The organism is Duganella sp. BJB1802 (genome assembly GCF_013369445.1).
Lineage (GTDB): Bacteria > Pseudomonadota > Gammaproteobacteria > Burkholderiales > Burkholderiaceae_D > Rugamonas > Rugamonas vulcania_A.
Genome location: NZ_JABWEF010000002.1, coordinates 286,542 through 311,062 on the forward strand (window position 1 = coordinate 286,542; position 24,521 = coordinate 311,062).

Annotated in this window: 28 protein-coding genes; 12 read left to right on the plus strand and 16 right to left on the minus strand. The window is 60.4% G+C overall.

Features of this window, described 5'->3' with window-relative positions; translation table 11 throughout:
* Window positions 1–265: 265 nt before the first annotated feature.
* Genes HUX88_RS04405 through HUX88_RS04415 form a run of 3 tightly spaced genes read left to right on the plus strand, consistent with a single transcriptional unit; the run spans window position 266 to window position 1,705 of the window.
* A complete protein-coding gene (locus HUX88_RS04405; protein ID WP_176360958.1) occupies window positions 266–970 on the plus strand; it encodes a YceI family protein in 705 nt (234 codons plus the stop codon).
* A gap of 25 nt (window positions 971–995) precedes the next feature.
* Window positions 996–1,358, plus strand: a complete 363-nt coding sequence (locus HUX88_RS04410; RefSeq protein WP_229219212.1) for a glucosaminidase domain-containing protein — start codon at window positions 996–998, stop codon at window positions 1,356–1,358.
* Window positions 1,355–1,705: a hypothetical protein gene (locus HUX88_RS04415; RefSeq protein WP_176360959.1), complete on the plus strand. Its 351-nt coding sequence runs from the start codon at window positions 1,355–1,357 to the stop codon at window positions 1,703–1,705. The genes HUX88_RS04410 and HUX88_RS04415 overlap by 4 nt, the downstream gene beginning before the upstream one ends.
* Before the next feature lie 179 nt (window positions 1,706–1,884).
* Here HUX88_RS04415 and HUX88_RS04420 read toward each other — a convergent pair whose 3' ends face one another.
* From HUX88_RS04420 to HUX88_RS04450, 8 genes are all read right to left on the minus strand, one after another.
* Entirely contained in the window at window positions 1,885–2,733 is an 849-nt protein-coding gene (locus HUX88_RS04420; RefSeq protein ID WP_176360960.1) for a hypothetical protein, read from the minus strand.
* 186 nt (window positions 2,734–2,919) lie between these two features.
* A complete protein-coding gene (locus HUX88_RS04425) occupies window positions 2,920–3,258 on the minus strand; it encodes a hypothetical protein (RefSeq protein WP_176360961.1) in 339 nt (112 codons plus the stop codon).
* Between the two features lie 252 nt (window positions 3,259–3,510).
* On the minus strand, window positions 3,511–3,687 hold the full coding sequence (locus HUX88_RS31800) for a hypothetical protein (RefSeq protein ID WP_217916223.1): 177 nt from the start codon (window positions 3,685–3,687) through the stop codon (window positions 3,511–3,513).
* Between the two features lie 58 nt (window positions 3,688–3,745).
* Complete coding sequence (locus HUX88_RS04430; RefSeq protein ID WP_176360962.1) at window positions 3,746–4,210, minus strand: hypothetical protein; 465 nt, start codon at window positions 4,208–4,210, stop codon at window positions 3,746–3,748.
* 65 nt (window positions 4,211–4,275) lie between these two features.
* Entirely contained in the window at window positions 4,276–4,746 is a 471-nt protein-coding gene (locus tag HUX88_RS04435; RefSeq protein WP_176360963.1) for a hypothetical protein, read from the minus strand.
* A 387-nt stretch (window positions 4,747–5,133) separates the two neighbouring features.
* Window positions 5,134–5,352, minus strand: a complete 219-nt coding sequence (locus tag HUX88_RS04440; RefSeq protein WP_176360964.1) for a hypothetical protein — start codon at window positions 5,350–5,352, stop codon at window positions 5,134–5,136.
* A 21-nt stretch (window positions 5,353–5,373) separates the two neighbouring features.
* A complete protein-coding gene (locus HUX88_RS04445; protein ID WP_176360965.1) occupies window positions 5,374–5,775 on the minus strand; it encodes a biopolymer transporter ExbD in 402 nt (133 codons plus the stop codon).
* Window positions 5,776–5,844: 69 nt separating this feature from the next.
* Entirely contained in the window at window positions 5,845–6,474 is a 630-nt protein-coding gene (locus HUX88_RS04450; RefSeq protein WP_373886752.1) for a LysE family translocator, read from the minus strand.
* Window positions 6,475–6,634: 160 nt separating this feature from the next.
* Between HUX88_RS04450 and HUX88_RS04455 the strand changes: the two genes are divergently transcribed.
* The 3 genes from HUX88_RS04455 to HUX88_RS04465 all read left to right on the plus strand — a co-directional run bounded on the left by HUX88_RS04455 (window position 6,635) and on the right by HUX88_RS04465 (window position 11,685).
* A complete protein-coding gene (locus HUX88_RS04455; protein WP_229219193.1) occupies window positions 6,635–9,511 on the plus strand; it encodes a hybrid sensor histidine kinase/response regulator in 2,877 nt (958 codons plus the stop codon).
* Between the two features lie 86 nt (window positions 9,512–9,597).
* Entirely contained in the window at window positions 9,598–10,986 is a 1,389-nt protein-coding gene (locus HUX88_RS04460) for an MFS transporter (protein ID WP_176360967.1), read from the plus strand.
* Window positions 10,987–11,025: 39 nt separating this feature from the next.
* Window positions 11,026–11,685: a class I SAM-dependent methyltransferase gene (locus HUX88_RS04465; protein WP_176360968.1), complete on the plus strand. Its 660-nt coding sequence runs from the start codon at window positions 11,026–11,028 to the stop codon at window positions 11,683–11,685.
* Between the two features lies 1 nt (window position 11,686).
* Here HUX88_RS04465 and HUX88_RS04470 read toward each other — a convergent pair whose 3' ends face one another.
* The gene (locus HUX88_RS04470; RefSeq protein ID WP_176360969.1) at window positions 11,687–14,812 is read right to left on the minus strand and encodes an NAD(P)-binding protein; all 3,126 of its coding nucleotides are present in this window, start codon (window positions 14,810–14,812) and stop codon (window positions 11,687–11,689) included.
* 122 nt (window positions 14,813–14,934) lie between these two features.
* Here HUX88_RS04470 and HUX88_RS04475 point away from each other — a divergent pair, with 122 nt between their 5' ends.
* A complete protein-coding gene (locus tag HUX88_RS04475; RefSeq protein ID WP_176360970.1) occupies window positions 14,935–15,576 on the plus strand; it encodes a phosphohydrolase in 642 nt (213 codons plus the stop codon).
* On the opposite strand, the gene HUX88_RS04480 is transcribed toward HUX88_RS04475, so the two are convergent.
* Complete coding sequence (locus tag HUX88_RS04480) at window positions 15,566–16,273, minus strand: PEPxxWA-CTERM sorting domain-containing protein (RefSeq protein WP_229213456.1); 708 nt, start codon at window positions 16,271–16,273, stop codon at window positions 15,566–15,568. The two genes, HUX88_RS04475 and HUX88_RS04480, sit on opposite strands and share 11 nt — an antisense overlap.
* Window positions 16,270–16,998 carry a PEPxxWA-CTERM sorting domain-containing protein gene (locus HUX88_RS32090; protein WP_229219194.1) on the minus strand — a complete coding sequence of 243 codons (729 nt, stop codon included), beginning with the start codon at window positions 16,996–16,998 and terminating at the stop codon, window positions 16,270–16,272. Before HUX88_RS32090 ends, HUX88_RS04480 begins: the two co-directional genes overlap by 4 nt.
* A gap of 170 nt (window positions 16,999–17,168) precedes the next feature.
* Between HUX88_RS32090 and HUX88_RS04490 the strand changes: the two genes are divergently transcribed.
* Entirely contained in the window at window positions 17,169–17,573 is a 405-nt protein-coding gene (locus HUX88_RS04490; protein WP_117015623.1) for a hypothetical protein, read from the plus strand.
* Window positions 17,574–17,588: 15 nt separating this feature from the next.
* Here the strand turns inward: HUX88_RS04490 and HUX88_RS04495 are convergent, their stop codons facing one another.
* From HUX88_RS04495 to HUX88_RS04505, 3 genes are all read right to left on the minus strand, one after another.
* The gene (locus HUX88_RS04495) at window positions 17,589–17,840 is read right to left on the minus strand and encodes a hypothetical protein (protein WP_176360971.1); all 252 of its coding nucleotides are present in this window, start codon (window positions 17,838–17,840) and stop codon (window positions 17,589–17,591) included.
* Window positions 17,841–17,978: 138 nt separating this feature from the next.
* Entirely contained in the window at window positions 17,979–19,418 is a 1,440-nt protein-coding gene (locus tag HUX88_RS04500; RefSeq protein ID WP_176361091.1) for a polysaccharide lyase family 1 protein, read from the minus strand.
* Window positions 19,419–19,606: 188 nt separating this feature from the next.
* Window positions 19,607–19,948: a hypothetical protein gene (locus tag HUX88_RS04505; RefSeq protein ID WP_176360972.1), complete on the minus strand. Its 342-nt coding sequence runs from the start codon at window positions 19,946–19,948 to the stop codon at window positions 19,607–19,609.
* A 72-nt stretch (window positions 19,949–20,020) separates the two neighbouring features.
* On the opposite strand from HUX88_RS04505, the gene HUX88_RS04510 reads away from it, so the two are divergent.
* Both HUX88_RS04510 and HUX88_RS32920 read left to right on the plus strand, forming a co-directional pair.
* Complete coding sequence (locus HUX88_RS04510; RefSeq protein ID WP_176360973.1) at window positions 20,021–20,920, plus strand: PAS domain S-box protein; 900 nt, start codon at window positions 20,021–20,023, stop codon at window positions 20,918–20,920.
* 55 nt (window positions 20,921–20,975) lie between these two features.
* Window positions 20,976–21,098, plus strand: a complete 123-nt coding sequence (locus HUX88_RS32920; RefSeq protein WP_301547081.1) for a hypothetical protein — start codon at window positions 20,976–20,978, stop codon at window positions 21,096–21,098.
* Between the two features lie 78 nt (window positions 21,099–21,176).
* On the opposite strand, the gene HUX88_RS04515 is transcribed toward HUX88_RS32920, so the two are convergent.
* Window positions 21,177–21,368, minus strand: coding sequence for a hypothetical protein (locus tag HUX88_RS04515; RefSeq protein ID WP_229213454.1), 192 nt, complete (start codon window positions 21,366–21,368; stop codon window positions 21,177–21,179).
* A gap of 165 nt (window positions 21,369–21,533) precedes the next feature.
* Between HUX88_RS04515 and HUX88_RS04520 the strand changes: the two genes are divergently transcribed.
* Both HUX88_RS04520 and HUX88_RS04525 read left to right on the plus strand, forming a co-directional pair.
* Window positions 21,534–22,112, plus strand: coding sequence for a chromate transporter (locus tag HUX88_RS04520; protein ID WP_117015619.1), 579 nt, complete (start codon window positions 21,534–21,536; stop codon window positions 22,110–22,112).
* Window positions 22,109–22,696 carry a chromate transporter gene (locus HUX88_RS04525; RefSeq protein ID WP_117015618.1) on the plus strand — a complete coding sequence of 196 codons (588 nt, stop codon included), beginning with the start codon at window positions 22,109–22,111 and terminating at the stop codon, window positions 22,694–22,696. Before HUX88_RS04520 ends, HUX88_RS04525 begins: the two co-directional genes overlap by 4 nt.
* A 1-nt stretch (window position 22,697) precedes the next feature.
* Here the strand turns inward: HUX88_RS04525 and HUX88_RS04530 are convergent, their stop codons facing one another.
* Entirely contained in the window at window positions 22,698–24,473 is a 1,776-nt protein-coding gene (locus HUX88_RS04530) for an amidohydrolase (protein ID WP_176360974.1), read from the minus strand.
* Window positions 24,474–24,521 lie beyond the last annotated feature (48 nt).

Here is a 24,521-nt window from a genome sequence, read left to right on the forward strand (position 1 = left end):
GCCGGGCTTGATGGAGTCCGGCAACCGGGCGCGAGGCTTGAACCGCGCGCTACAGGTGTCACTTTGCCAGCGATCGACTGGCATAGGCTTAGGGATTCATTAAAGGGAGATGGTGCCGGTGTTTCAGGCCACCGGCGAGCCTGCTGAGTCATGCTTTGTGAAATCCCGCACCGGCTTGGGCGCGGAGACCAGCTAGAGCACGCTGGAACCAGCGAGACGCATCATAATCGGGCATTATGACGGCCAAATGACTACCGGCGCAGCGATGAGAAAATTCTATAAATATCTGAAGGTGGGCGTGTTGAGCGGCTGCGTGGCCGCGTGTACGCAGCTGCCCGGCCCCGCGCAGGAGACGCCCGTCGCCGCCCAAGCCCCGGCGCCCGCGATGCCGGCCGCCTCCATCGCCCATCCGCCCCGTCCGGCGACGCCTGCCGCAGCCGTGCTGAACATCGATAGCGGACTATCGCTGATCGCCGTCACCGTGCGGCGCGGCGGCCTGCTGGCGCGGCTGGGCCACGACCATGTGGTCGCCAGCCGCCACATCACCGGTACCGTCGCGCCGGCCGATAACCGGGCCGATTTCCAATTCCGCCTGGACCAGCTCACGGTCGACGAGGCCGATCTGCGCATCGCCGCCGGGCTGGAGAAGCAACCCTCCGCCGACGCCATCGAAGGCACCCGCAACAATATGCTGACCAGGGTGCTGGATGCGGAACGTTATCCGCTGGTGCAGGTGCACGCCGAACGCGGCGCGGCCGGCCAGCCGCTGCAGGTGGCAATCACGCTGCACGGCGTTACCCGCAGCATGGCCATTCCTGTGGAGATCCGCGACGCCAAAGGCGTGATGACCGTCACCGGCAACGTCAACCTGAAACAAAGTGATTTCGGCATCACGCCGTTTTCCGTGATGGCCGGCGCGCTGGCCGTGCAGGATCAGATGGAGCTGCGCTTTACGCTGGTGGCCAAGTAACCTGCATGAAGCCAGCCAATCCGCCCTGGAAAGTAACTGGGGCCGGTCAGTCAAGGAGAATGCTTATTTTGGAATAAAAGGCAAATCGACAGCCGGGTGCTCGACCACCTTCGCCACGCATGAAGTGACGTTATCGGGGAAACGGATCAGTGAGGTCGATGAATTTCGCGCATACGCCAACTACGCAGAAGCTGCCGCCGATTACGCTTCATTAATACAACGAAAATACTCCACTGTCATGGCCCACCGTACCAATCCGGCAGAATTCGCCGAAGCTGTCTCCAGACGAGGTTACGCCACGGATCCGCAATATGCGACGAAGTTAAAATCCATCATCCGTGTGCACAGCGCACCGCAGCTGAAAAGTAAAAATGTGGTGAAACCATGAAAACACCCCGCTACCTGACGGCAGCACTGTTTTTCGTATCGACATTAGCATACGCGGGCCAAATACGGACCAAGGATGAGGCAAGCAGACTGGCAATTTCCGCGATCCACAAATATGGTTTAACCACGCTGAAAGATGAATGCGGAGCAATCGATGTGATCGATCAACCGTTGTACTTCGAGATCGTGGTGCGTGAACGCCATACGCAAAAATGTGGCGGCCTTCCAGAAACAGGGCCGCGTCTTTTCAACGTACGAGTAAGAAAAAAAGACGGTCAACTGACCAGCGATGTTTACGACGGAACGAATTACAAGCTGGTAAATCACACACCTGTATGGACAAAATAAACAATTATATCTAGAGCGCGAACTTAACTTATTTCTGCGACAAGGACGAGTCCGTTTTCGCCCCATTTCGGACTATCGGAAATCGTAATTAATTCAACATTTCAATAATCTGCATCAAAAACGAAAACATCATTATTAGTCGTACGCACTCGAAAATAATTTTCAAATTTCTATTTTAGTTACCCATCAAATTTAAACGAATAAATCCCTTCGAAAGGCCTTATTTCTATAAAATCTGCCGTGTAGCGCAAGTAAACTCTATGTAATTCATTTTTATAAAACATCCCTTTTAGAGTTGCTTCTGAAGATTCCCATTGGTATGTTAAACGAGCGGGCTTGAAAGAATTATCAATGCTACCGCTGGCATGCGCCCTAAACGTTGCATCTAGTACTTTAAAACATTTAACCACCTCTGAATGAAAAACAAAATCATCTATAACCGCATTTGACTCTTCTTTCCATTGATGGGCTTGAACAAAAACATATCGAAAATTCCAACTGCTTTTTCCAGATTCATAATTTTCCACATACAAATTACAAACCAAATTGACATCCCCATTTTTATTATAAATTAAATTCACGGATGGTTTCAAGACAACTCCCTGGGCACCCTGTGTCTTTTTACTTGCTAGAAGAGTACCTCGTCCGCTAACAACTTCATTAAAGTAAATATTAGGAATGTCGACGGCGACCCCTTTGCCGAATGGAGAGGGCGCTACTGCAGTCTGATCCGTTCCATCTCCCTGGGTAATCATGAACGCAATTCCTGCGTCGGCATTTCCTGCGGCAACTCCGCCAGCAACTCCACTGGCAATATGTCCTAATACATTTTTAAGAGAGCTAGGATCGGTAGTGTATGCTACTCCAACACCGCCCCGAATCTGACTTGTCGCATGCGGTACAAACGCCGGCTGAATCGCAGCATTTTCTATGCTTTTAGCTTCAATTCTTACTGGCCTAACGCTACCATAATTTGCGCAGCCCGAAAGAATAAAAAATACACTCAAAAAAGAAAAAAATTTAGTCATTAAAAAATTTTAAATATAACCTATAAAAATATCTTCGAAGAATTACCATTAGGGCACTAGACAAAATAACTCCGCCTAACGCTTTTCTTACTTAGTTGATATACGTCTGCGCCTCGGCAAAGTGTGTCAGGCTATCAGAAAGCAGATAAAAAGCATTCGGCATGGTCCGTTTTTGGCCGGTTACAGTCAGCTTCCAGCACACTGTTCAACGAGGGCCTTGAATTTTGCACGTTTTTCAATTAGAAGTAACCAAGATACCATCATTCCAATGGGTACGAATAATATAGGAAGTAGGCCAAAGTAGACCCAGCTACTGCCGAGAAGCTGTGCAGACCGTCCAAGTACGTAGTGAGGATAGATAAAACCAACAACGAAGCAAAGAAGAATTCCAAAAACATAAGCAATATTTTCATGCTTTAAATTCATAAAACCAAGAATTCCGCCTAAAAAAATAATGAAAACCAAAACAAAAGGTGTTAAAAACAAAAAAATCTTAGTTTTCTTTAATACTATCTCGTCATTCATAAATTTCCAAAGAAAAAATATTTCAATATTATTGACTAAATTTTTCAAAACTTGGTAAAGTCCGCTGTTGGCCGGCTGCCGCTACACGCGCTCTATCGAATAGGGCTCAATTTCCCAACCCCAGCCGCCGAAGTGTCCGCAGCCCCCCGGTCCACGAGGCCCCCGTAGTATACCGGTCACCAATACTCGCTTACCGGTCCACTTCGAAAGAAATTTTTCGTTGAGTTGAATGCTTCCAATTCCAAAGGCAAGCTATACACTCGACTGGTAGTATGGTGGCTCAATTTCCTCGGTAATTTCTCTGCGCTCAGCTTTTGGAAAATGTCCAATGGAGGTATTTTCAAATTCGAACGTCAACAGCCCGGTGACCTCAACTGGCTGCCCATCAAGTTCGGGGAAACGGTCGATAACCTCGTTTACCGTTAGCACGACTACTGCTCCTTTAACTTCGACAAATTCGAACGACCGCTGCTGGCTTTAAGCCACATCAGTTGGCGGAGTCTTCTGGGTTAACAGTCCAGAATGACATGCCCGAATGACTGCGGTCAACGAAGTAGTGATGATTCTTCCTCTTAATAGCATCTATCGCAGCTGCCGCATCCTCAGCAGTCTTCGCATCCGAATGCTTGAGCAATTCCTTCAGGTGAGGAATCGCATCGGCACGCAAAGAATACGCACAGATACAGCACGCACGATAGCGAACCAGTGTCGCTTTGTCATTCAGAGCACGGATACCTAGTTCGAATGCAGCTTGTGAAATGCGTGCATAACGAATAGTGTGAAAGGCGAGAGCTATGCGACCTTGTGCTTTTTTTGTGCTGCCATAGGCGTCGGCCAAGAACGGAACGACGTCCACGCCAAGCGGGCGTAACTGAGCCCAAGCTGCTTCCTGGTCGCCTGCACTTGTCGTATCAAGGCTCTTTACCAATTCCCGTATTTTCAAATCATCCATTCGCTAGATCGCATATTTTTTTCGAGTGACTGCTGCTGGCCGGATCCCGTCGATTGTATTTCAGGCTAGGATGGGCATTGGTTTTTTATCTCTTCGGTTGGCGGAGCATATCCCTCCGAAATATTAAACATAATTAACTCAGCTCTTCCATGTGACATCGCCCAGGCCAGTTTTTCGGTAACCTTCCCCTTTTCGTATTCAGACAAATACACTAATCGTACTTGAAGCGGCAAACATGCCGTACCCGCTTCAGTGGCTTTTTTGAACTGGCCAAAACGAGCATAGCTTTCCGTCGCACTTTGCACAAAAACCTCCCTACTAACTGACTCACGCATTTGGGGCGTACCCAAGTCATAGATTTCTGAAAAACGCTGTTCATTGTATAGCTTACGCAGTCTATGAGTAGCATCCTCGGACGCCAGCCTGTCTTGGTAGAAATCTCCAGCTTGAAAATTGCATCCAGAAATAAATATTGCGGATAATAATATAAAGAATATAGTTCGTATGATCATCCAAATTTTTCCCTGAAATTGCATGTCCGTTTTTGGCCGGTAGCAGTTGGAGCCGTCTTAACTACTTCGCCGCTTTGCACTCGACGAATAGGTTGTTCGGCGTAATCATAGGTACGGATGACGCAGACCCGTACCCTCCTGAAATATTAGCATTGCCAAGCTGGCCGAGATATCGAGCACCGTCGCTAGTCAAGATATTGTATCCACTCGGACAGATTTCGCCAGCTTTCTCATAGCACGCGCTCAATGCAGCCGCACCGCATTTAATCGCATAGGCCGGGGAGCCATTTGGGCCGATAATTTGTTTGGACGTCGCGCAGGCTGACAAGAGCGCACCGACTAGGAAAAGCACAATGATTTTCATTTTCAAGGCTCTTTTAAGTGAACGCCTGCTGCTGGCCAAACACCGTCTTACGTTAGCCGCACCGCATCGCAGTTTCGAGGCGTAGCATTCTCATGATATAAGTCCGCCAGATATTCACACAGATCATCCTCCGCGATATCACTTGGCACCACAAAGTCTGCTGGCCTGCGCTTCCCATCGGTCCCAAGATAAAAAGCTTTCCAGGCCCCTTCCGAACCGGTAATGGCGATAAGAGCGCCAAATATTTTAAATCTAAATTCTTTCACGGACAGTAATCCTCCGCAGTGTCAGGTTTCCACCAGCTTTCCATCGACAAGGATGCGAACCCGTTCGCCCACAAAACCGACGCGGTGACTGCCGTAAATAGCCTTGCCGATAGCCTCGTAGTGTGAGGATGTGTCTGCTTCGATCGAAATGGTCGCATCTGGATTGTCGGCGTAGATCTTCCCCAGAGCCTCGGCAACCTCATTTGTCGAAGCCAGCTTCGCGCCATTCAAATCCACGTACACATCATCGGAAATCTTCAAAACAATTATTTCACTCATAATCGCCGCTCCAATCTTAATGTCCTGATAATGACATGAAAAAGTTGCAAGTGCAATTCCCGCCGCGAAGGACAAAAAAAAAGCCCGCAGCACAAAGAGGCGCGGGCGAAAAGTTTTCAAATCGGGAGAGACTTGAAAGAGCAAAGCCAGTATTGCAGCGCAACATTACGCGCTGATGACAAACAGCGCCGCGAACAGACTTTTTTTACTCTTTCAACGGGAGACGATCAATTTCAGCCCCAGGCCGACGAAAATCGTGCCGGCCACACGGTCCATCCACGTGCCCGCGCCCGGATGGCGGTTGATCCACGCGCCCACCGCGCCGGAAAAATACCCCAGCAAACCGAACAAGACCACGCCCTGCGCGGTGAACAACAAGCCCAGCTGCGCAGTCTGCCAGCTGGCGTCGCCCCGCTCTGCCACGACGAACTGCGGCAGGAACGACAGGAAGAACAGCACCACCTTGGGATTGACGGCGTTGGCGAACAAGCCTTTGACAAACAGCCTGCCCAAACTCTCATCCGGCACGCCGGCGCCCTCGACACGCGCACCGCCACGGCTGCGCAGTGCGCCTATGCCCAGCCAGATCAGATAGCCTCCGCCCAGCAGCTTGAGCGCGCCGAACGCCAGCGGCGATGCCTTGATCAGCGCGCTCACGCCCAGCGTCGCCAGCAGCGTGTGACTCAAGCAGCCTAGCGCGCAGCCCAGGCCGAACACCATGCCCTGCCGCCTTCCGCGCGACATGCCGACGCTGAGCACCATCAAATTATCCGGGCCCGGCGAAATCGTGATCAGCAAGGCGGCGCTGAGAAAGCCGATGAATTGTTCTGGGGAGATAAGCACGGTCGCGCTCCTGTGGTGCAAAGGCGCCATCTTACCCGGCTCGTCCGGCGCGCGCCAAGTATCGTTACATGCCTCAGGTCAATTTTTGAATAAAACAATAAGTTCTCGTTTAAAATGGAAAAAACCTAACTTATCGAGACCGGCGGCCTTCGGAATACTAATGAGTAAAGCTTGCAAGATGTCCTACGGTCTGACGCGTGGCTTATGGGTCGTGCTGCTGGCGATGCTGGCTTGGTGGCAGCTGCCGCCCGCCGCCGCAGCGTCCGCCGAGACGTTGCCGGCCGCCATCAGCGTGAATACCGCAAGTATCGATCTCATGACGACAGGCAAGCTGTACCTGGACGAAGGCCAGCCCTTCCCGGTCGACGCCGCCGGGCTGCCCAAGCTGCTGGCGCAGCTCAAGCCCGCGCCCAAGGTCGATCTGCTGGGCGGCAGCTACTGGCTGTACGCCGAGCTGCGCAACGACAGCCACCAGCCCGCCTGGGTCATCGATCCCAACGACACGCTGATCGACATGGTCGACATCCAGGTGTTCGGCCCCGACGGCAGCGCGCGCCAGATGCTGACCGGCTACCGCCAGCCCCACTCCTATCTGCTGCACTACGGTAAAGACGTCGACCTGCAACCCGGCCAGCGCTACCAGGTGCTGATACGCTTCGCCAGCCCCTACTATGCACGCACGCCGGTGATGTCGGTGCTGCCGCGCACGGCCTACCAGCAGCTGGTGGCGCGCGAGAACGTGCTGATCATCGGCTCCATCGGCGCGCTGCTGGCGCTGACGGTGTTCAACTTCTTCATCTACTCGATCACCCGCGACAACTCCTCGCTGTACTACTCGCTGTACGTGCTGTGCTACGCCATCGCCTGGGGCATGACCTTCCACCTGACGGCGGACCTGTTCGGCTGGCACAACCTGCAATGGCACTACGTACCCTTCTTCCTGCTGCCGGTGCTCAGCACCATGTTCTACACGAACTTCCTGCGGCTGGAGGAGCATTCGCCGCTGCTGTACAAACTCAGCCGCATCAACATCGTGCTGCCGTTGCTGACGCTGCCGAGCTGCTTCTTCTACCTGAGCTACGCCCACACCATCGCCACCATCGTCATCTCGATCTGGATGACGATGGCGCTCACCAGCGGCATCGTGGTCTGGCGGCGCGGCTATTATCCGGCGCGCTTCTTCGTGCTGGGCTTCGTGGCGCTGATGGTGCCGGGGCTGTTCATCCTGCCGGCCAACGTCGGCCTGATCCCGGCCGTGGTCACCAACGCCCAGCTGTTCACGCTGCTGGGCGGCACGCTGGACGGCGTGCTGCTGGCCTTCGCGCTGGCCGACCAGATCCGCCTGCTGCGCAACACGCTGGAGCAGCGCGTGCAGGAGCGCACCGCCCAGCTCACCGAGGCCAAGGAACACGCCGAAGTGGTCAGCCGCCACCGCATCGACTTCCTTTCGGCGATGAGCCACGACATCCGCACGCCGCTGGCCGGCGTGATCGGCATGATCAAGTTCGCCATGCGCGACCAGTCCGTGCGCGGCCGCACCGAGGAATACCTGCGCATCGGCCTGCAGAACAGCGAATCGCTGCTGGCCATCCTCAACGACATCCTCGACTTCTCCAAGATCGACGCCGGCCGCCTGTCGATCGAGACGGTGGACTTCGACCTGATCGCGCTGGTGGACGACGCCATCGGCATCCTGCAGGGCCAGGCCGACGCCAAGAGCCTGCTGCTGCGCTGCGACCTGGCGCTGGACATGCCGCGCTACGTGCGCGGCGATCCGACCCGCCTGCGCCAGATCCTGCTCAACCTGCTGGGCAACGCCATCAAGTTCACCGACCGCGGCGAAGTGCGGCTGGACGCCTCGGCCCTGATGACGGTCGACGGCCGCACCAGCGTCAGCTTCGACATCACCGACACCGGCCCCGGCATCCCGGCCGAGACCCTGCCCCGCCTGTTCCAGAAGTTCGAGCAGGCCGACCATTCGACCACGCGCCGCTACGGCGGCACCGGCCTCGGTCTGGCGATCTGCAAGGAGCTGGTCGAACTGATGGGCGGTTCGATCGCCGCCGAGAGCCGGGTCGGCGTCGGCTCCACCTTCAGCTTCACGCTGCCGCTGGCGCTGGGCGCGGTGCCGGCGATCGATCCTTCCAGCCTGCCGCGCAAGGAACACCACGCCTATCGCCTGCGCGTGCTGTGCGCCGAGGACGTTCGCACCAACCAGATCATCGTCAGCACGCTGCTGGAGAACATGGGACACGACATCCGCGTGGTGGAAAACGGCCTGCAGGCGCTGCACGCGCTGAGCACCGCCGCCTACGACCTGGTGCTGATGGACGGCCGCATGCCGATGATGGACGGCGAACAGGCCGCGCGCCTGATCCGCAGCGGCGGCAGCGAGGACTACCGCGTGCTCGATCCCGGCATCCCGATCATCGCGCTGACCGCCAACGCCAGCGACCATGACCGCGCGCGCTACCTGGCGGTCGGCATGGACGGCTTCCTCAGCAAGCCGGTCGACGAGCGCCTGCTGTACGACCAGATCGAAAAGACCATCGCCCAGCACCTGAGCCGCGGCCGTCCGCTGCGCCCCACCGACGCGGCGCGCCTCGCGGCCGCGCGCGTCGAATCGCTGGACGAGCAGTTCGGCGTGGCGCCCGCCATCGAAAAGCGCATCGATCCGTCCACGGTGCAGATCATGCCGCTGGCCGGGCTGTCGCACTCGCACATGCAGCGCATCACCCAGGCCTTCCTGGACGAGGCGCCGCGCCGTCTGGACACGGCGCGCGCCGCCGTGGCGGCCGGCAACGCGCACGCGGCGGCGGCGGCGATCCACGCGCTCAAGGGCAGCGCCGGTTATCTGAGCTCAACCCACCTGCACACGCTGTGCCACGAAATGGAGGCGGCAGCCGCCGCCGGCGACCTGGATGAAGTGACCCAGCGCCTGCCCGGCGTGGCCGCCGCGCTGGACCAGGCCTGCAACGATCTGCGCCGCGCCGCCAGCAACGACGTCGACATCTCGCAGTCCGCATCCACGATCTGATCCCGTGCCGCCGGCCTGGCGGCTGCAAATGCCGGCGTTTTGCGCCACAATGACGGGCCCTATCATCTCATCCACAGGAATCGTTCATGTCTGCTACGTTCAGCGCCGACGCCACCCTGGCCGCGCGCGACGGCCTGCCGCCCGATGCGCGGCGCTGGGCCATGCTGTCGGTCGCCATCGGCGTCAGCATGGCCTCGCTGGACACGGCCATCGCCAACACCGCCCTGCCCGCGATGGCCGCCCAGCTGCACGCCACGCCGGCCGCCTCGGTCTGGATCGTCAACGTCTACCAGCTGGCCATGGTCGCCACCCTGCTGCCGTTCGCCGCGCTGGGCGAAGTGGCCGGCTACCGGCGCGTGTGCCTGTTCGGGCTTGCGCTCTTCACGGCCTCCTCGCTGGCCTGCGCGCTGGCCTGGTCGCTGCCCTCGCTGGTCGCCGCGCGGCTGCTGCAGGGCGTCGGTGGCGCAGCCTTGATGAGCGTGAACACCGCCATGCTGCGCGCGATCTTCCCCACCAAGCTGCTGGGGCGCGGCTACGGCTACAACTCGCTGGTGGTCGGCATCTCGTTCGCTGTCGGACCGACGGTGGCCTCGCTGATCCTGGCGGCGGCATCCTGGCCATGGCTGTTCGCGGTCAACGTGCCACTGGGGCTGATCGCCATCCTGCTCGGCCGCCGCGCGCTGCCGCATACGCCACGCGCCGCGCACAAGATCGACCTCGCGACGGCGGTCCTCAACGCCTTCGCCTTCGGCCTGCTGATCCTCACCTTCGGCGACGCCGCCCACCAGGAAAGCTGGCGCAGGCTGCTGCCGGAAGCCGTGGCCACGCTGGCCTTCTTCGCGTTGCTGCTGCGCCGACAGCGCGGCCACACGGCGCCGATGCTGCCGGTCGACCTGTTCCGCCGGCCGCTGTTCGCGCTGTCCGCGCTGACGGCCGCCTGCACCTTCGCCGCGCAAAGCATGGCCTTCGTCTCGCTGCCGTTTTATTTTGAATCCACGCTGGGCCGCTCGCCGATCGAAACCGGTTTCCTGATGACGCCCTGGGCGGCGCTGGTGGCGGTGATGGCGCCCATCGCCGGCCGCCTGAGCGACCGCTACGCGCCCGGCGCGTTGGGCGGCATCGGCCTGGTGATGCTGTCTTCCGGCCTGGTGGCCCTGCTGCTGATGCCGGCGCAGCCGTCGGTGCTGGACATTTGCTGGCGCATGGCCTGGTGCGGCATCGGCTTCGGCTTCTTCCAGGCCCCCAACCTGAAAGCCATCATGGGCAGCGCACCGCCGGAGCGCGCGGGCGGCGCCAGCGGCATCGTCGCCACCGCGCGGCTGACCGGACAGGCCACCGGCGCGGCGCTGGTGGCCTACTGCTTCATGCTCTCGGCCTCGCACGGCACCCGCTACGCGCTGGCGCTGGCCGCGGCGTTCGCGGCGGTCGCCAGCGTCGCCAGCTTCGCGCGGCTAGCAGTGCGCAAGCCTGGGTGACGCTGTTACACTCGCTGCACCCAATCCAGGAGACGCCATATGTCCAACCGCACACTCAACCTGACCGACCCGTTGTACGACTACGTGCTGGCGCATTCGCTGCGCGAGCACCCGGCGCAAGCCGCGCTGCGCGACGCCACGCGCGGCCATGAGCGCGCCACCATGCAGATCGCGCCCGAGCAGGGGCAGTTCATGGCCATGCTGGTCAAGCTGACCAGCGCCCGCAACACCATCGAGATCGGCGTGTTCACCGGCTACAGCGCGCTGTCGGTCGCGCTGGCGCTGCCGGCCGATGGCCGCATCCTGGCCTGCGACATCAGCGACGACTACACCCGCATCGGCAAGCCTTTCTGGGCGCAGGCCGGCGTCGCCGACAAGATCGACCTGCGGCTCGGCCCCGCGCTGGCCACGCTGGACGCGCACCTGCAAGCCGGCGAGGCGAACCTCTACGACTTCGCCTTCATCGACGCGGACAAGGTCAACTACGACGGCTACTACGAACGCTGCCTGCGGCTGGTGCGTCCGGGAGGCCTAGTCGTCATCGACAACACGCTGTGGAGCGGCCGCGTCGCCGAACGGGCCGACAGCGACGACACCGCCGCGCTGCAAGCGCTCAACATCAAGCTGCACCACGACGAGCGCATCGACCTGTCGCTGCTGCCGCTGGGCGACGGCCTGACGCTGGCGCGCAAGCGCTGACCTAGACGTCGGTCTCGCCCTCGATGACGGCCGGGTGGCCACTCATCGCGCGCGAAGTCTGCATGCCGGCCATCACCGCCGCCTCCACGCAGCCGGCGTTCAAGCCGGTCTTGATCCAGTCGCCCGTCAGGTACAGGTTGGAGAAGCCCGATTGGTCGGTCTGCAAACGGTACTTGGTGCTGTTCACCACCGACATCACGTAGCGTTCGGACGGATCGACGTTGGCGCGCCAATACTGGCTGTCGAAGCGCGCCACGCCGGTCGCTTCGCTGCCGTCCACCAGCCATTGCCACGGGAACGCGCCGGCCGGTCCGGCCGCCGACCACAGCGAGGCTATCCTCTTGCTCAACTGTTCGACCGCGCCCTCCTTCGCCTTCGCCGCCATCAGCGCCGGGAAGCCGGTCTCGCTGGACGGCGGGTAGCTCTCCACCGGCAGCGCGCTGCAGAAGTAGGACACGTTGCGCGGATTGAGCGCGGGCGGCCAATCCTCGCGGCACAACAGCTGGTCCATCGGCGCCCAGGTGTCGTAAGGTTCGCCGAAGCCGCTCAGCACCGGCTGCTGCCCGTCGGGCTGATAGTCCCAGCCCATCTGCGTCAGGTCCTTGTCCAGCCAGACCTGGTAGGCCTGCGTGGCCACAGTCCGCACCTGCTCATACGTGGTGTTGAGCGCCGGGCTTTGCGCCAGCAGCTGCGGGCACAAAGGCTTGAGCGAGGCGATCGAAATGCCGAACACCACCTGGTCGAAATCGACGCCGCGCTTGAGCGTCAACACCGGTAGCTCCTTGTCGAACTGTTGATGATAAATTTTGGCCCAGTCGCTCCACCACGATTCCAGGTTAACGCCGTGCTCCTGCAGCAGCGCGGCCTGCGCCGGATCAATCTGGCTGTAGTCCGGCGTGCTGGGCCAGCAGGCCAGTCCCTTGACGTCCACCAGCGGATCGTAGTCCGCGCCCTTCAGCGCCACCTGCTGCGTCATGCGGATGCTGCCGATCTGGCGGCCATCCGGCACCAGCTCCTCGACCTTGTGGAAGAACTTGAACTTGACGCCGCGCGCCAGCAAGGCCTGGTACAGCGGCGTAAACACCGTGTCGCCCATCCCCGCCTGCATCTTGAACATGATGCCGCCCTTGTAGGCCAGGCCGATGCGGGCCATCGCGCGCAGCAGCGTGCCGGCTTCGATATTCGGCTTGCCGAAATCGCCGCCCTCGTAGGCGAACACCAGATCGTAGAAGCCGCGCACCGGCGCCGAGTCCACGCACAGCTCCTCATCGCCGCCGTGGTTGCGCAGCCATTGTCGGAAATCGACATCGTTGATGACGTCGAAGCCGTTGCGGATCACGCCGTCCTCGAACACGCCCTTCATCACCGTCACGCCGAGGTCCACGCAGATGAACAGGCGGCGTATGTCGTCGTTGGTGTCGCTGTCGGCCTGGTCGATCAGCTTGCGGTAGCGCGAATGCAGCCGTTGGCGCACGCCCACCAGCGCGCCGGCCAGCGCCAGATGCTCGCCCGCCGTGTGCTGCGCCGCATCGGCCGACATGTTGACCACCATGCCGTACAAGGCGCTGCCCAGCAGCGACATATCCTCCAGCAGCTCATGCGCCGACGACGTCACGCCTTCGGCCAGGTGATACAACCAGTCCGGCAGCACGCCGGTGTGGGGTTGGTGCGGAGGCAGTTCCAGTTCGCGGGTCAGCTTGTCCAGGCTCTTGATCCATTGTTCGATCCAGCCGACCATCGCCACCGCCAGCTGCCACAACGTGATCTGCTCATCACCCTCGCCCGGCTCGCCCGGCAGCGTCGGAAACACGATGGACCAGTTGCGCCACTGGCCGCCGACCTGCTCCGACAGCGCCACGTAATCGTGCTGCTTGAAGGCGTCGCGCCAGGTCGCCAGCGGCGCGCCGGCCGGGCGGTCAAGGCTGGCGTATGCGGCCTTGATCATCTTGAACGCGTTGGAATAGAAGCCGAACCAGATGTGCAGGCCGTGTTCCTCGATGCGCTGGCCGTATTGCGCATTGCGTCCGCTGGCGCCCTTGCCGCCCAGGCGCCAGCCCTGCTGGTAGACCGTGATGTCGTAGTTGTTCTGCCAGCCCGGCTGGTCGCTCAGGTAGTAGGCCGCCGTCATCGAACCGACGCCGCCGCCGAGGATGGCGATCTTCTGCGGCGCGATGGAGGAATTGTCGACCAGCTCCTCGCCCGGCTGCGCGGTGAAGTCGAAGTTCAGGTTGTACGGCAGGATGGCCGCTTGCGGCCCCAGTTGCAGGCCGAGCGTCTCGTTGAGCGGGAAGCTGTCGAAGGCGTGCAGCACGCACTGGTATTCGTAGCCCAGCAGTTTGCCGCTGTGGATCTTGTCGATGGTGGCCGGCGCCGCCAGGATGGCCTGGTACACGGCCTTCAGGCCGGCGCTATCCGGGAACTGCTTGAGGAAGACCTGGTCGATGCGCGGATTGCGCAGCAGTGAGATGATGTCGTCCCAGCCCGCCACGTCCAGGTTGAAAAAATCGGGGATGGACAGGAACAGTTCTATCGCCTGCTCGATCAGATCCAGCACGCTGGCGATGGGCCTCTCGATGCCGGTCTTGCGCGTCGCCGTCACATCCAGCAGCGGATGCATGGCGATTTTGGTCTCGGGCGAAAACACCTGGAAGCCCTTGGCAGCGACGGAGCAGCGCAGCGGTTCGGCGTCCGCCGCCGGGATCTCGTACTCGCACAGGTACTTGGGGTAGCCGAACAGCTCGCGGCCGTTAATCAGCGCCATCGCATCGTCGACGAAGATGTGCGCGGGGTAGTAGTAGATGTGGGCCAGCTTGCCCTCGTCGTCCATGGCGCCGACCATGATCCAGGTGACGATGTCGATCTCCGTGATCCAGCCCTTGGCATGGTCGACCGGGGCCGCCGAATCGGCGTGGTTGACGCGCGTGAACGTCAGCAGCACATACGGCGAGATCGCGTTGAAGCGCATGCGCTGGCCAGCCACCTGGTTCAAGGTGTCGTCCAGCGTGGCCTGGAGCTTGGCCAGGTCGCCCTTGACGAAAAAGCCGTACATCTCGGAATTCTTCAATTGCAGCGGCGAGTGCATCATCACCGAGCCGCCCTGGTAGATATATGAAGGTCTGGTCGCCATGAGCTCTTCCATCACGAAGTCAAGATCCGTCCAGTGTATTGCAAATCCACCACTGCTTACCAAAAAATAATTGTCGGCTTGGGTGTAGGATGTGGCTGTGAACCACAGACCAGGAAAGCCGCATGGGCCGCAATCATCAGGAAGACCGCGCGTGGGTACGCATGCCGTCGGAGCGCCGGCTGGACCTGCTCGATCCCACGCCGTTCGACTGGGAGGACAGCGATCTCGCGCTCGGCCTGGCGCGCACCTATCGCTGGGGCGGGCACTCCGCGTGGCCGCTGCCGCTGTCGGTGGCCCAGCATTCGCTGACGGTGATGCACTTGCGCGCGGCTGCCTGCAAGGCGGTCGGGCTGGAGCTGCCGCCGCTGGCCGCGCTGCGCGAACTGCTGCACGACGCGGAGGAAGGCTTGCTGGGCTTCGATTGCGTCTCGCCGCTCAAGCCCTTCCTGGGCGAAGGCTTCAAGGCGTTGACGGTGCGGTTGGAAAGCGCGGTGTTCCTGCGCTACGGCCTGCAGCGCTGGACGCCGAAGGAACACGCCGCCCACAAGATGGCCGACCGCCTGGCGGCGGCCAGCGAGGCGGTGCACGTGGTGGGCTGGTCGGCGAACGAGGTGCTGAACACACTGAAGATCACCGTGCCGCCGCTGAATGACGATCCGCTGCAGGCGATCTACGGCGGCACCGCATGGGAGCCGTGGGCGCCGGCCGTCGCCAGCGAGCGCTTCCTGGCGGAGCTCGACCGGCTGAAAGCGCTCAGCGCGTGAGCGCCCCCAATCGGCGCCGCGCCGCGCCACCGGCCAGGGCCAGGCCGGCCAGCAGCATGGCGTAAGTCTGCGGCTCGGGGACCGCCGGCAGCGGTACTGCGACCTGGTCGAAGTTGTACATGAGGGCCGAGATGCCGACTTCGCCATACCCGCCATGTCCGTAGTCACGCATGTAGGCTAAATAGTTGCCATCGATGGCGATCGTGGAGAACTCGCCAAGAGCCCGATGTAAACTGGCTTCGTCATGCCACAAGCCGTTGTATTGGCCCGGCTTCGGGAACATACGCGCCGTGAACACAGTGGCGTTCCCTCCCCCTATGTACTGGAAGACACCGTTGTTGATCGAGCCGATCCGGGTCTCGACGTAACCATCCGTCTTGAACCACGCATTTTCCGACAGGACCGCAAAATAGCCTTGCATATCGACGCCGCCACCACCCGTGAGCGCGTGTCCGCTGTGCGCGACCGCAAAAACCTGGGGACCTTGAGTGGCCACCACTTCGAAAAATCCGCGGGGTGGCTCGAACATCAGTGAGTCGCCCAAAGCGAAAGCCTTCGCACCGCCAAACGTATCCGCTAGATAGTAGAAATCAAGAGAAGTCCCCACCACTTTGGTGTACACAGGACTCGCCGCTGCGCCGGACATGACGCCTGCGGCCATCGCCAAGGCTAGCAGAGCCCGGAAGAGTTGGTTCATTGTTGTTTCTCCTTGAGTATGCGCGACGAACGGCGGCGCGCCGTCGCGCCCACCAGGCCCAGCCCGGCCAGCAGCATGGCGTAGGTTTGCGGTTCAGGCACCGGCAGTGGCGGCGCCTGCAATGCTTCTTGGTTGAAGCTGAAGATGACGTTCGTGAGTACCGCCTCGCCACCCGACCGGACGTCTGGATCGCTGGCATTCACCAGATAGTGGGCGAACAGGCCAACCGCCGAGAAATCCCCCCGGTCAGACTGGTCGGAGGCGCGTCCCTGCCAGAAGCCGGCGGACGGGCTGTCGCGCAACGACTGCAAGTCAAAAGATTGCCCAGCGTTGAAATAAGAAGTGGTGGGGGTGAACGCACCATATTCGAAGGTCCCGCCTTGGGCAGAAGAAAAAATTTGTGTCCTCAGGACGCTATTGCCGGTGGTGACGAGATAATAGCCTCGCACTTGCGTGCTGCTGCCGCCGGTGAGGACGTGGCCGCTATGGGCCACCGCAATCACCATGGGCGAGATGCGATTCAGGTCGGTCATGTAACGAGAGCTGTCAAGCATCAGTGAATCGCCGAGAGCGACTGCATGGGCGTTCGGATACAGCTGGACGTCGTAGTAGAAGTCCAGATTGACCCCCTCCACCTCGCGGTAGACAGTGGTAGCCGCCGCGCCGGCGAGCACGCCGCAGGACAGCGCAAGGGCGAGCGTTGATCGGAGCAGTATGGCCTTCATGTGGACTTCCTTTTGAGATTGCAGATCAGAAGCTGGTCATTATAAAAATTTACACACATCGGACCTATAGTCCATTTGGACTGTTCGGCGGGCGCACTGCACTTTTAGCGCATAGGCAATCGCGTTGCGGATGGGTACACTGGCGCTTCAAGCTAACTCAGGAGGATCTCATGGCTTTACCGGACAACGAACTGGCCAACAACGCCAAGCTGACGGCGCTGGCGCGCGCGCTGCGCGACCTGCACAAGCAGCTGATTCATGTGGAGACGCAGTATTTTGGCGCGGTCGGCAGTCCGCTGGAGCATTTGCAGCTGGTGGCCAACCATCCGCATTTCGCCTGGCTGCAGAAGCTGTCCGGCCTGATGACGCAGATGGATGAGCGGCTTGATGAGCCGGAGCCGGTCACGGCCGCCGAAGCCGTCGCCTACCGCAAGGCGATCGAAGCGCTGATCGGCCCGTCCGAAAACGGCGACGCGGAATTCCGCGCCAAGTACAACACGCTGCTGCACGACGGCACCGAGATCGTCATGGCGCATGGCGCCGTGCGCAAGCTGCTCGCCGGGATCACCGGCTGATTACGCCACTCCCGCCTATTGACGAAACAGGACGGACAGTTTGGCGTCCGATTTCTTGCCGCAGCTGCCGCGCAATTGCGCGTCGGTCAGCTCGTCGTCGAACGACACCTGCTGCAGCATGCCCTTCAGGGGCAGTGTCAGCGTGACGGTATCGTCATAGAACATCAATATCTGCGGCAGGGCCTTGCCCTTGCCGTCCTCGGGATTGAAGACATCCAGCACCACCTTGCCACCCTTCTCTTCAAAACCAGCGGTCGCACGCCCCACTACCTTGAGACGGCAACCGGCGGCCTGCTGTTCGTACACATAGTCAAACCGAAATCCCGATAAAACATATGTGGGCCGGAATGTTATCACGAAGATAAAGCAGCGCCGGCCGGCACGCCTCGACGGCCGGCGCCTGGCTTATTTCACGGATATCTTGCCTGTCCCGGCATTGCTCAAGACGGAGGCCTTAACCGCCGTCGCGTTCAGCAGGGGGGCGGTGTAAGGCAAGGTCCACCCCACCGCGCTGCTGAAGCTGCACGCACTGGCGGCGTTCAGCGGGTTGCCGTTCAGCAGAGAACCCACATCGGTGACCGCGCCGGTCTTGCTCGACGATCCCGGATTGGTCATGATGTTGGTGCAGCTGGAGGCGCCGGCGATGTCGAAGGCATTGTTCTGCGAGATGATCTTCGCCTTGTAGGCCACGCCGATGCTGTACTGATGCGGATAAACCGGATGCGAACGCGATCCCTCGAAGTAGTTGTTGTAAATGTGGACCTTGCCGAAACGTACGCGCGGCGCGCGCTCCGCCACGTTCAGGAAGTGGTTGTTGTTGAAGGTGACCGTCAAATGGCCGTCGTCGCTGGTCTTCGAGTCCGACGAGCCTATCAGGTTGTTCTTCTCGTGCAGTTCGAAGCGGTTGTTGGAGACCGTCACGTAGTCCGAGCCGTTCTTGACGTCCAGCGCGCCATCGTGACACTCCTTGATCTTGCCGTTTTCGATCGGCAGCTGGTCATCCGTCTTCGGCGCGTCGGTGAAGACATTGTGGTCGACCCAGACGTTCTTCGAGGCCAGGATGGTCACGCCGTCGTATTCTGAATTCCAGTTGCCGGCGCTGCCATCGTTCGGATCCCAGACCGGCGCGATGTCGCAGGGATTGACGATGTTGATGTTGCGGACGATGACGTTCTGCTTGCCGTTGATGACGATGTTGGCGTTGACCAGCTTGGTATCCCCGCCCATGCCGATCAGCGTGGTGTTGCTGCCTAGCTTGATCTGCAGACGCGCTGCCTGGTCGGTGGTGCTTGTGTACGGGCCGCCGTTGTCCGCGGAAGTGGGATCGATGGTGCCGTACAGTTTGATGATCTTCGGATTGTCGCCCTGGGCCGAGATGGCGGCCATCAATTGCGACGCCGAGTTGACCTTGTAAATGGCCGTGGCGGGCGCCGCCGCGCCACCGGTCGTGCCACCGTTCTGGCCAGCCCAGCCGGTGGCCGGCGCGGCTTCGAAGGTTGCGTCGGCTGGAGTTGGCGTTGGGGTGGGAGTCGGCGTAGGGGTTGGCGTAGGAGTTGGCGTCGGCGTTGGAGTCGGCGTGGACAGCGGGCCGACCGCGCACTTCTTGGCCAGGCCCGGATATGGATCGCTGCCGAAAGTGGCCGTGGCACAAACCAGGTCGCCGGAAAGGGTCGCGATCACCCATTTGTCCTTGATGCCATACGAGACCAGCCGGCTGCTCGCGCCCGCCTTGCAGGTTCCGCCCTCGTCGGCACATTTCGAATATCCGCTTGGCCAGTCGGCCGCGAACGCCTGATTGCCACATAACAAAGCCACGGCGCCAAAGATGATGGTTTTTCTTGTCATCACAACTATTCTCCTCAGGTATGTTATTGATTTATGCAAGCTCCAACACGCCGTGGCCGGCGACTCGAAAACGATAGTCATCGTACAACGGCGAGCAGTCATCATACGACCAAAGGCGTAAAAAGCGGGAAGTGGCGCGAAATAATGTCAATAAACCCAACAAAAGCCGTAAAATAGCCACACTGAGATCATATCTCTTGCCGCGAGAAATTATTCAAGATTGCCAAGTGGCGAGCCTGACGCGATTCCTGAGGAAAAGCCGATAAGCCGCCGTATTTAAAGCGCTTTTCCCAGATATCCACATCAACTGTGGATAAGGTTGTGAATAACCGCCACTTGACAGCCGAGAACGCCTTTAACGGCGCGGGTTTTAATAAAATGCCTAATCCACAGGCATTATTTTTACCCAATAAAATCAGATACTTACGCCGACGACGATTCAGGCGCCAACAGCTTTCCAGCGCACTTGAAAAATATTTTTTTGTGCATAAGTAGGTCTGGCGCGCACGCGCCGGGGAATCCTTTGACAAAAGTGCTGGCGAGGAATAGTGTCACTGTGAAGGTCCGCAATTCCCTTCTTCGACCTCTCGCGGGATTGACGCATGAACCAGAACGACGACACCGATTGGATGATAGAGGATGAAGCACCGCCGGCAAGCCAGCCCCAGGCAGGCAAGCCCGGGACCGCGCCGGCGCCGGCACCTTGGCGGGTGCTGATCGTCGATGACGACGTCGATGTCCATGTGGTCACCAAATTCTCATTGAGCAACGTCTGCTTCCAGGGCCGGCGGCTGAGCTTCCTGCATGCCTACAGCGGCGAGGAAGCGCTGACCACGCTGCGCACCACGCCCGACATCGCGCTGGTGCTGCTGGACGTGATCATGGAAACCAGCGACGCCGGCTTGAATGTGGCCCGCCACATCCGCGACACCCTGCACAACAACCTGGTACGCATCGTGCTGCGCACCGGCCAGCCGGGACAGGCGCTGGAACACAGCATCATCCTCGACTACGACATCAATGATTTCTGGTGCAAGACGGACCTGACCACGCGCAAATTGTTCACCACGGTGATCTCTTCGCTGCGGGCCTACTCCGGGCTGGAGCAGGCGCACCGGCATGCGCAGGCGCTGCAACAGGAGCTGGACCAGGCCAAGGCCTTGCTGGCGGCGGTGGACCAGCATGCGGTGATCGTCACGCTGGACGAGCGCGGCAAGATCGTCACGGTCAACGATAAATTCTGCGCCGTGTTCCAGTACAGCCGCGAGGAGTTGCAGGGCGCGGACCCGCGCCTGCTGCACGCCCCGCCCTACCCGCCGGACCAGCTGACCGACGCGCTGCAAGCGCTGAAGGACGGCGAAGCGTGGACCGACGTGGTCAGCGCCTGGCGCCGCGACGGCCAGGAAGTGCGGCTGCGCGCCACCGTGACGGCCAGCGCAGAGTTGCCGCGCCGCTACATTATTGTCGCCAGTGTCCTGCAGGCGCTCAAAAAACCGTTGTAAGTAGCGGATTGTTATAGCACTTTTGGGGATATCCACAGACGCTGTGGATATCTATGTGGATATCACCCTCTTGACACCGCAGGGAGGCTTTACCTATGCGGTCTTCAACAAACTGCCCATCCAAAAGGCAATTTTAAACCCCTTACAAATCAATGACTTGGCAGCCAGCGCTTTGTGACAAGAAATCGTTTTGAAAAAAAATCTTGTCAACATGGTTTGTGTATAAGTAAACCAGAAACCAGCATGCGCGGCGGCCTCAATGCGGGGCTTTTCGGCGCTGTTCGGGGTGTAATAGCACCCGTTCGATCACGCGTGGATCCACGTTATGGGATTTCATGTATTCGATCGCGCAGACCGTGTTGAAGCTGGACTGCACCTGAATGCCGCGATTGACTGCGGCACTGCATTGCTCGTCACTGCGTTGCTGTAAAAGCGAAACGTTCATCATGATCCTTAGCAAAAGTTGGTGGCGGGGACTCTGATCTGCGTCATGCTAAGGGAGTATGGCCGACAGTGGACCAAAGTCAATGTCAGCTTCCTATCAATCCTGAATTAATATTCATCCCGCTGCGGGGCTAATAGACAGGCGGCAATACCGGCGCGATAATAAGCCATGCCTATCGATCCGCCCCGCCCCCGCCCCAAGTCGCTACTTGATCTATTCGTCTCTTTCACCATCCTGGCGCTGCAGGGATTCGGCGGCGTGCTGGCCGTCGTGCAACGCGAACTGGTGGAACGCAAGCGCTGGCTGACGCAGGAGGAATTCGTCGAGGAATGGGCGGTCGCCCAGATCATGCCCGGCCCCAATGTGGTCAACCTGGCGCTGATGATCGGCAGCCGCTACTACGGCTTGCGCGGTGGCATGGTCGCCCTGGCCGGCATGCTCACGCTGCCCCTGCTGCTGGTGCTGGGGCTGGCCATGCTGCACTCCCACTACGCCGGCCACCCCGGCGTGACCGGCGCGCTGCGCGGCATGGCGGCGGTGTCGGCGGGCATGATCGCCGCCACCGGCCTCAAGCTCGCTTCCGCGCTCGGCAGGCATCCGCTGCCGCAGTGGCTGAACGCCGCCATTGCGCTGCTGTGCGTGGTGTTCGTGGTGGCGCTGCGTCTGCCGCTGGCCTACACCCTGCTCATCCTGGGCAGCGTCGGCGTCACCCTCACCTACCGCAAGATGAAGGGACGCCAGCCATGAACGACGCGCCGCTGCACCTGGTGCTGAGCCTGTCCGACTGGGTCAACCTGTTCGCACACTACATGCTGCTGTCGCTGATGTCGATCGGCGGCGCGATCTCCACCACGGCCGAAATGCACCGCTTCCTGGTCGAGGAACACCACTGGCTGACGCAATCCCAGTTCAACGATTCGATCGCCATCGCCCAGGCGGCGCCGGGGCCGAACGTGCTGTTCGTGGCCTTGATGGGCTGGAACGTCGGCCTGAACGCGGGCAGCTACACGGCGGCGCTGGCCGGCGTGCTGGTGACGATGGTGGGGATCATGCTGCCGAGCACCACGCTGACCTATCTGGCGGCGCGCTGGGGGCATCGGAACCGGGACCTGCTGGGCGTGCGCGCCTTCAAGCAGGGCATGGCGCCGGTGGTGGTGGGATTGATGGTGTCGGTGGGGATCATACTGGGCAGCGCCCACCGCGACTGGACCACCGACTGGCCCTTGTGGACGCTGTCGGTCGCCGCCGGCCTGGTGATCTGGCGCACCCGCATCCACCTGCTGTGGCTGCTGGCAGGCGGTGCGGTGCTGGGCTGGTTCCAGCTGGTGTGACTTATTTGTTCTGGTAGCCGCCGTAGTATTTCACGGGGCTCCAGTCCGGCTGCACTTCAGGCAGGGCCGGCGCGTACTGCTTGAACTCCCGCGCCGCGTACACCACCTTGCCGTTGACGATGGTCAGGCTGCTTTCCAGGTTCTTGATCTGCTCGGCCGCCATCGAGAAATAATCCTGCGGCAGTATCAGCAGGTCGGCGTACTGCCCTGCGGCCAGCGTACCCTTGAGCTTTTCCTCGCCGCTCATCCATGCACTGCCCTGGGTCATCAGCTTGAGCGCCTGGTAGCGGCTCAGCACGTCCTTGGGCTGCCACACGCGCAGGCCGCCGGCCGTCTTGCCTGTCACCGCCCAGTAGATCGACGGCCATGGCGCGTAGCTGCTGACGCGCGTGCCGTCCGTGCCCAGGCCGACAGGGATCTTCATCTCCAGCATTTTTTTAATCGGCGGCATCTGGCGGGTCTGCTCGCCATACTGCTTCCAGTACAGCTCGCCCTGGAAGTACATGCGGTTCTGCACCGCGATGCCGCCGCCCAGCGCCTTCACCCGCGCCAGTTGCTTGTCGCTGATGGTCTCGGCGTGGTCGAAGAACCAGCGCAGGCCGTTCAGCGGCGTATCCTGGTTGACCTTTTCAATGACGGCCAGGTCGCGGTCTATGCTCTCGTCGTAGGTGGCGTGGATGCGGAACGGCCAGCGGTTCTTGATCAGCAGGCGCAGCACCGGCTCCAGCTCGCTCTCCATCTGCTGCGGCATGTCCGGGCGCGGCTCCAGGAAGTTTTCGAAGTCGGCCGCGCTCCACACCAGGTTCTCGCCGCCGCCCTCGGTGTTGTAGCCGTTGGCGTAGAACAGGTGGTCGTTGCGGTCGGGCTTGGTCATGGTCAGCCAGCGCTGATAGTCCTCCAGCTCCTTGCCCGGCTTCTGCGCGAACAGGTAGTAGGAGGTACGCACGGTCAGCTTGCCGCTCCTGGCCAGCTCCAGGCTGACCGCGTAGTCGTCGGGATAGGCTTGCCCGCCGCCGCCGGCGTCGATGGCGCTGGTCAGGCCCAGGCGGTTCAGCTCGGTGTAGTACTGCTGCGTGGAGTTGAGCTGCTGCTCGCGCGGCAGCACGTTGGTCTTGCCCAGCGTGGTGTACAGGATCATCGCGTTCGGCTTGGCGATCAGCAGGCCGGTCGGCTTGCCGTCCGCGCCCAGCTCGACCACGCCGTCCTTGAATTTGGTGTCGGCGTTGTAGCCCAGCGTGGCGATGCCCTTCTGGTTCAGGAAGCCCAGGCCGTACAGGTACAGCAGGAACACCGGCTTGTCCGGCACCGCTTCATTGATTTCGGCCAGCGTCGGCAGGCGTTTTTCCTCGAACTGGAATTCGTTCCAGCCGCCGACCACCTTGATCCACGCGCCGTCCGGTGTGCGCGCGGCCTGCTCCTTGAGCATTTGCAGCGCCTTCTTCAGCGAGGTCACGCCGTCCCAGCGCAGCTCGGCGTTGTAGTTCAAGCCTTCGCGGATGATGTGCAGGTGGGAGTCGTTGAGGCCGGGGATGACGGTCTTGCCGCCGGCGTCGATCAGCTGGGTGCCGGCCGCCTTGAGCTTCAGGATCTTGGCGTTGCTGCCGACGGCCAGGATCTTGCCGTCCTTGATGGCGAGGGCTTGCGCAAAAGCTCCCTCCCTGGTCATCGTGGCGATCTTGCCGTTGCTGATGATGAGGTCCGGCGCGGCCGGACCTGCGGCGTGCGCCACACCGGCGCAGGCCAGTGCGGCCGCGACCGCGAGCTGGTTCAATGTCATGCTGCTGCTCCTAAAAATAAACGGGCCGGCGCGGTACCAGGAGTAGTA